Source organism: Kitasatospora sp. MBT66, assembly GCF_000710405.2.
Taxonomy (GTDB): domain Bacteria; phylum Actinomycetota; class Actinomycetes; order Streptomycetales; family Streptomycetaceae; genus Kitasatospora; species Kitasatospora purpeofusca.
In genome coordinates, this window is record NZ_JAIY01000016.1 from 609325 (window position 1) to 615587 (window position 6263).

Consider the following 6263-nt stretch of genomic DNA (forward strand, 5'->3'; position numbering starts at 1 on the left):
TTCCGAGGATGGTTCAGAGGTACTTGACCAGCTCCGGCATGAGGTCCTGGAAGGTGCGGCCGCCGGCCGGCTGCCCGATCGCGGTCATCTGCCAACCGGCCTGGGTGCGCTGCATCTTGGCCATGATCTGCGCGGTGTACGCGCCGCCGCCGGTGAGCGTGTACCGGGCCAGCTCGGTGCCGGTCTGGGTGTCGACCAGGCGGCAGAAGGCGTTCTCGACCTCCTGGAAGGTCTGGCCGGTGAAGGAGTTCACGGTGAAGAGGATCTGGTCCACCTCGGCCGGTACGGCGTTGAGGTCGACGGTGATGGTCTCGTCGTCGGTCGCGTCCCCGGCGCCGCCGGTCAGGTTGTCGCCGCTGTGGCGCACCGAGCCGTCGTTGCTGGTGAGGTGCTGGAAGAAGACCACGTCGACCGGCTTGCCCGCGGAGAACAGCACCGCCGAGGCGTCCAGGTCGATCTCCTGGGAGGCGAACAGCTTGGCGAGGAAGCCCTTGCGCTGTGCCGCCCGCCAGCCGAGGCCCATCCGTACCACGCCCAGGCGGCCTCCGCCCGGCTTCTCCAGGCTGAGCTTCTGCCCCTTCGCCAGCGAAACGCTCATCGCGCCCTCCTCGTTGATCGCACTCGCGCCTTGAATCTACAGCACTGTAGATCTTTTTGGCGCTGCGGGACGCCTTCGTCCCGGGACACCTGCATACCCCGCGCGACCGCCGCGGATGCGGGCGACACCGCGCCGCGCCCGCATCGGTGGCGAGCGGCCCGGGCGGGCGGGCGGACAGGCGGGTCCGGTCAGGCCGTCCGCTCCAGTCGGACCAGGGCGTCCACCGCCACCGCGCCGCCGTCCTCCGACCCGCCCCGGTCCCGGTGGCCGGCCTCGGCGGCGAGCGGTCGGAGGGCCCGTTCGGCCCGGACGGTGCGCAGACCGGCGCCGGCCAGGTCGGCGAGCACGTCCTCGGGGGTGTAGAGCACGGCCGGGTCCTGCGGGCCGCCGACCCCCTCGGTCAGATTGGTGGAGTCGTGCCCGACCACCAGCAGGGTGCCGCCGGACGCGAGCGCCGCCGCGGCGCGCCGCAGGGCCGCCCGGCGGTCCTCGGCCGGGAGCTGGAGGTAGGCGACCAGGACCAGGTCGTAGCCCTCCGGCGGCGCCTCGAAGTCCCGGGCGTCGCCGTGCCGCCAGGTCAGCCGGTCGGCGACCTCGTCGGGCAGCGAGGCGGTGAGCCGTTCCGCGCGGCCGAGGGCGACGGTGGAGAAGTCGAGCCCGGTGACCTCCCAGCCGAGGCCGGCGAGCCAGATGCTGTTGCGGCCCTCCCCGGCGGCCAGGTCCAGGGCCCGTCCCGGTGCGAGTCCGGCCAGTTCACGGACCACCCAGCGATTGGGCTCGGTGCCCCAGACCAGCTCGCTGGCGGCGTAGCGCTCGTCCCAGGCGCGGCTGTCCATGGCCGTTCTCCGTTCGACGCGGGGACTTCTCGGGAGGCCACCGTACCGGTCTCCCGGCCGACCCACCGGGTGCACGACCGGTCCGCGATTCATCCAGCGGGCACCCTTGACGGCGAAGATTGGTCCAGTCCAATCTGTGATGTCGTGATGCGCCGGCCCCGGCCGGTCCGCGTCCGGGCTTCCGCACACCCGTACGCCTGCAACTCCGTACGTCCGCACCTCCTGCCGCACCGCACCGCACCGCACTGCCGCACGGCACTGCACTGCACCACCGCACTGCCGCACCGCCTTCACCCGGCCGCGCGCCCCCACAGCGCCCGGCCCGGCTCCCCAGGCCCAACCGGGCCGTCGCACCGCCGGAAACCCCACTCCTCCGGAGGACAACCGCATGCACGACCGTGTCATGTCCGCGCGCCCTGAAGAGCGCCGGGCCGTCGCGCCGCGCCGCCGAGCGCTCGCACTCGCCCTGGCCGCCACGCTCAGTACCGGCGGCGCCGCCCTCGCGCTCACGCTCGACACCGCCTCGGCCGCCGCCGTCAACCTGCTGACCAACGCGGACCTGGAGACCGGCACCCTGGCCGGCTGGACCTGTGCCAACGGCTCCGTGGTCAGCACCCCGGTCCACGGCGGCGGTTACGCGCTCAACGGCGCCGCGTCGGCCTCCGACACCGCCGAGTGCCGGCAGACGGTCACCGTCCTGCCGAACACCACCTACACCCTGGCCGGCTGGGTCCGGGGCAACTACGTCTACCTCGGCGCGACCGGGACCGGCGTCAACTCCCAGAGCTGGACGCCCGGCACGGGCGGCTGGACGCAGCTGAGCAGCACCTTCACCACGGGCGCGGGCACCACCTCGGTGACGGTCTTCACCCACGGCTGGTACGGCACCGGTGCCTACCAGGCCGACGACCTGAGCCTGACCGGCCCGGCCGGGCCCACCGGCACCGCCAGCCCGACCGCGACGAACAGCCCGACCGCAACCAGCAGCCCGACGGCGACCGGCAGCCCGACGACCAGCCCGACCGCGACCGGCAGCCCCACGAGCAGCCCCACCGTGACCAGCAGCCCGACGGCGACGAACAGCCCGACGGCCACCGGCAGCCCCACCGCCACCGGTACCGCGACGGCGACGCCCACCGCCACCTCCACGGCCACCGGCCCCGCCGGGGACGGCAAGGTCACCACGCCGGCCGGCGTCACCGTCACCAAGGTCACCCACAACGCCGTGGTGCTCCAGTGGCAGCCGTCCACCGCGACCGCCGGTGACGCCCCGGTCGCCTACAAGGTCTACGCCGGCGACCAGTTGGTGGCCACCTCGATGGGCACCTCGGTGGCGGTCAGCTCGCTGCTGCCGACCCGCGGCTACACCTTCACCGTCCAGGGCTACTCCGGCAGCCACGCCTCCGCCCAGTCGGCCCGGGTGAGCACCACCACCGCCGCGGCGCCCGCCACCAGCCCGTTCCGCTCGGCCTACTTCGACCAGTGGGGCGTCTACGAGAACGCGTACCACGCGAAGAACGTCGACACCAGCGGCGCCGCCGGCAAGCTGGACGTCATCAACTACGCGTTCGCCAACATCCACCCGACGAACCTCACCTGCTTCCAGGCGGTCAAGGCCTCGGACTCCGCGAACGAGAACAACCCCAACGCCGGTGACGGCGCCGGTGACGCGTACGCCGACTACCAGGCCGACTACAACGGCGCGACCAGCGTGGACGGCAGCGCCGACACCTGGGAGCAGCCGCTCAAGGGCAACTTCAACCAGCTGCGCCAGCTCAAGGCCAAGTACCCGAACCTGAGGTTCACCATCTCGATCGGCGGCTGGACCTACTCCAAGTACTTCTCGGACGCGGCGGCCTCCGACGCCTCCCGCAAGAAGTTCGTCTCCTCCTGCCTGGACATGTTCCTCAAGGGCAACCTGCCCGCGAACGTCGCCGGTGACCCGGCGGGCGGCGCGGCCACGGCGGCCGGGCTCTTCGACGGCGTCGACCTCGACTGGGAGTACCCGGGTTCGGCCGGCGGCCACACCGGCAACCACACCTCGCCCGCCGACAAGCAGAACTTCACCCTGCTGCTGAAGGAGTTCCGCACCCAGCTGGACGCCCTCGGCAACGCCCAGGGCAAGCGGTTCCTGCTCACAGCCGCACTGCCCAGCGGCCAGGACAAGATCGCCCAGCTGGAGACCGACAAGATCGGCGCGTACCTCGACTACGCCGACATCATGACCTACGACATGCACGGCGCGTGGGACGCCAAGGGCCCGACCAACCACCAGGACCCGCTGCACGACAGCCCGGCCGACCCGACCACGCCGATCACCCCGGGCAACCGGAAGTACAACATCGACACCACGCTCACCGCGTACACCACCGGCCTCCCGGAGTACGGCATCGCGGGCGGGTTCCCGGCGGCCAAGCTGGTGCTGGGCGTGCCGTTCTACTGGCGCGGCTGGACCGGCGTGCCGGCCGGCTCCAACTTCGGCCTGTACCAGAGCGCGACCGGTCCGACCCCGGCCAAGCCGCTGAGCGCGGAGGCCGGTCTGGCCGCCTGGAAGGAGCTCAACGCCACCGCCGCCAACACCCACTGGGACCCGGTGACGGAGTCCTCCTGGGTGTACGACGGCACCAACTTCTGGACCGGTGACACCCCGCAGGCCGTCCAGGCCCGCGGCGCGTACGCCAGGAGCAAGGGGCTGGCCGGGATGTTCGCCTTCTCGCTGGAGAACGACGACGCCGCCGGGTCGATGCTCAACGCGATGAGCAGCAGCCTGAACTGACGCAGGACCGGAACGCGGGGCCCGGCCGGGACGATTCCGGCCGGGCCCCGCGTGCGACTCGGTGTTTCCCGTCCGAGTCGGCACACCTGGACTGCTCAGCGCTCCGGCACCGGGTCCACGCCGCTCCTGCGCCGGGCGGCCGCGGGGCGGCAGCGCAGCAGCCGGCCGGCCGTGAGGCGGGCGCCGCGCACCGCGCCGTGCCGGTCCAGCGCCTGCACGGCGTAGGTGGAGCAGCTCGGCGTGTACAGGCAGCAGGCGGGGCGCTCCGGGCTGATCTCGGTGCGGTAGTGGCGCACCGCGCCGTAGAGCACCCCGGCCACCAGGCCCTGCGGCACGGGCGCGGCCCGGTCGGCCGTACGCGGCCCGGCGCCGCCTCCCCGGCCGCCGGTGAGGGCGAACCGGAGGCCGGCGGCCAGGGCCATCGGGAGCAGCGCGAGCAGGCAGGGCCCGTCGCACCCGCCGCCTCCCCCGCCGCAGCCGCCGTTGCCGCCACCGCAACCGCCGTTGCCACCACCGCCGTTGCCGCAGCCGGAAGGCAGGCAGTTGTCGAGGTCGTCGTCCTTCTTCCGCTCCCCGTGCCTGCGCAGGTAGGCCTTCCACTCCTGCTGCCGGCGCTTGCGGTCGCGCCGTTCCTCGGCCGGCAGCCACCACCAGGCACGTCCGGGACGCTGGGTCGTCGGGAACTGTTCACCCTGGCCGGGCTGCTGGTACGCCACTGCTCTCGATTCCTCTCGGCGCGCACGCCGGGGCCGACCCCCAACGGCCCGATCAGATTATCGAAGGCCCGGATCGTGGGGGTCGGCCCGTAGGAGGATCCCGCGCGGTGCGCTCAGCCGCTACCGCCACCCAGGGTGGGGAACAGGTCGGTGAACGTCTGGGTGGTGACCGAGACGCTCCGGCCGAACGGGTCGTCGAAGTCCCAGATCAGGAAGAGCAGGAAGGCGATCAGCGCACTGAACGCACCGGCCAGGATCAACTCCCGCGGGGAGCGCCGGATCTGGAGGAAGAACACCATGCCCACCGTCACCACGGCGCCGACGATCAGGCCGAACCAGACCACGCCGGGCATGCTCGGGCCGGCGTTCTGGCCGCGCGCGTTGCGGGCGTCGTCGACGACGCTGATCCGGTCCAGGATCGGCTGGTACGACTGGGCCTCCAGGTCGGAGGCCGGGGGGCGGGTCGCGACGTCGGTGCGCAGCTTGTCCAGCAGCTCGGTGCCCCGGTCGGAGATCTCGCCGTTCTCGCGCATGTACGTCCACTCCACGTCGACCACGTAGGAGACGTAGGCGTCGACGTCGGCCCGGATCCTGTCGCGGAACTCCACCGGGTAGACCTGCGCGCGCTCGCTCACCTCGTGCAGCGCCTGCGCCTCGCGGAAGACGTCGTCCTGCGCCGCGCCGCGGGTCTCCCAGACTCCGGCGATGGCCAGGCCGAGCACGATCGCGTAGACCACGCCGATCATCATCGTCATGTACTCGATGACGTCGGGTGTCTCGTCGGTGTCCTCGTCCGCACCGGCGCGGCGGTGCCTCAGCAGCACCACCGCCACCACCACGGCACAGGCCGCCAGCATGGCGATGGCCAGCGCCAACCATTCGGACATCGGGACTCCTTTCTCGGTCGGGGATCGACAGGAGTCGATCGGAATCAGTCGGACAGATGGGTCGGGCCGCTCCGGGCCCGGCACACGGGGAACAGGAACGCCTACGAGCGAGTCGCAAGGAGGCGGGAAAGGGGGAACGGAACGGGGACCGCGGCGACGTCAGGAGCCGCTCGAACCACCGGAGCCGCTCGAACCGGCGGAACCACCGGCTCCGGCCCGGCCGCCGGCACGACCCCGGCCGCCTCCCCCACCGCGCGGGCGCAGCGCCGCCACGGCGAGTACGGCGGGCACGGTGACCACCAGCATGGTCCGCGTCGGCGAGTTGCCGTGGTGCACGGGCGGCGCCGGCACGGGCTGGGCCCTCGGAACGGGCCGCAGCGTCGGGGCCGGACGCACCGGGCCGGGCGCCGGGGACACCGGGGTCGGCGTCGGGACCGGGGCCGGCGGTGC

At 72.8% G+C, this 6263-nt stretch carries 5 protein-coding genes; 1 reads left to right on the forward strand and 4 read right to left on the reverse strand.

Annotated features, from left to right (window positions below):
* Positions 1-13: 13 nt before the first annotated feature.
* Both BI06_RS38590 and BI06_RS38595 read right to left on the reverse strand, forming a co-directional pair.
* A complete protein-coding gene (locus BI06_RS38590; RefSeq protein WP_030398205.1) occupies positions 14-598 on the reverse strand; it encodes a TerD family protein in 585 nt (194 codons plus the stop codon).
* Between the two features lie 188 nt (positions 599-786).
* Positions 787-1434, reverse strand: a complete 648-nt coding sequence (locus BI06_RS38595; protein ID WP_030398204.1) for a bifunctional 2-polyprenyl-6-hydroxyphenol methylase/3-demethylubiquinol 3-O-methyltransferase UbiG — start codon at positions 1432-1434, stop codon at positions 787-789.
* 388 nt (positions 1435-1822) lie between these two features.
* On the opposite strand from BI06_RS38595, the gene BI06_RS38600 reads away from it, so the two are divergent.
* On the forward strand, positions 1823-4210 hold the full coding sequence (locus tag BI06_RS38600; protein WP_051742779.1) for a glycosyl hydrolase family 18 protein: 2388 nt from the start codon (positions 1823-1825) through the stop codon (positions 4208-4210).
* Positions 4211-4305: 95 nt separating this feature from the next.
* On the opposite strand, the gene yidD is transcribed toward BI06_RS38600, so the two are convergent.
* Together yidD and BI06_RS38610 are read right to left on the reverse strand one after the other, a co-directional pair.
* Positions 4306-4926: a membrane protein insertion efficiency factor YidD gene (gene yidD, locus BI06_RS55280; RefSeq protein ID WP_233290461.1), complete on the reverse strand. Its 621-nt coding sequence runs from the start codon at positions 4924-4926 to the stop codon at positions 4306-4308.
* Between the two features lie 113 nt (positions 4927-5039).
* Entirely contained in the window at positions 5040-5813 is a 774-nt protein-coding gene (locus BI06_RS38610) for a DUF4239 domain-containing protein (protein WP_030398201.1), read from the reverse strand.
* Between the last annotated feature and the right edge of the window lie 450 nt (positions 5814-6263).

Excerpts from the sequence above, each read along its gene's own strand:
- BI06_RS38590 (WP_030398205.1), bottom strand. The coding sequence starts at position 598 with ATGAGCGTTTCGCTGGCGAAGGGGCAGAAGCTCAGCCTGGAGAAGCCG.
- BI06_RS38595 (WP_030398204.1), bottom strand. The coding sequence starts at position 1,434 with ATGGACAGCCGCGCCTGGGACGAGCGCTACGCCGCCAGCGAGCTGGTC.
- BI06_RS38600 (WP_051742779.1), top strand. The coding sequence starts at position 1,823 with ATGCACGACCGTGTCATGTCCGCGCGCCCTGAAGAGCGCCGGGCCGTC.
- BI06_RS38610 (WP_030398201.1), bottom strand. The coding sequence starts at position 5,813 with ATGTCCGAATGGTTGGCGCTGGCCATCGCCATGCTGGCGGCCTGTGCC.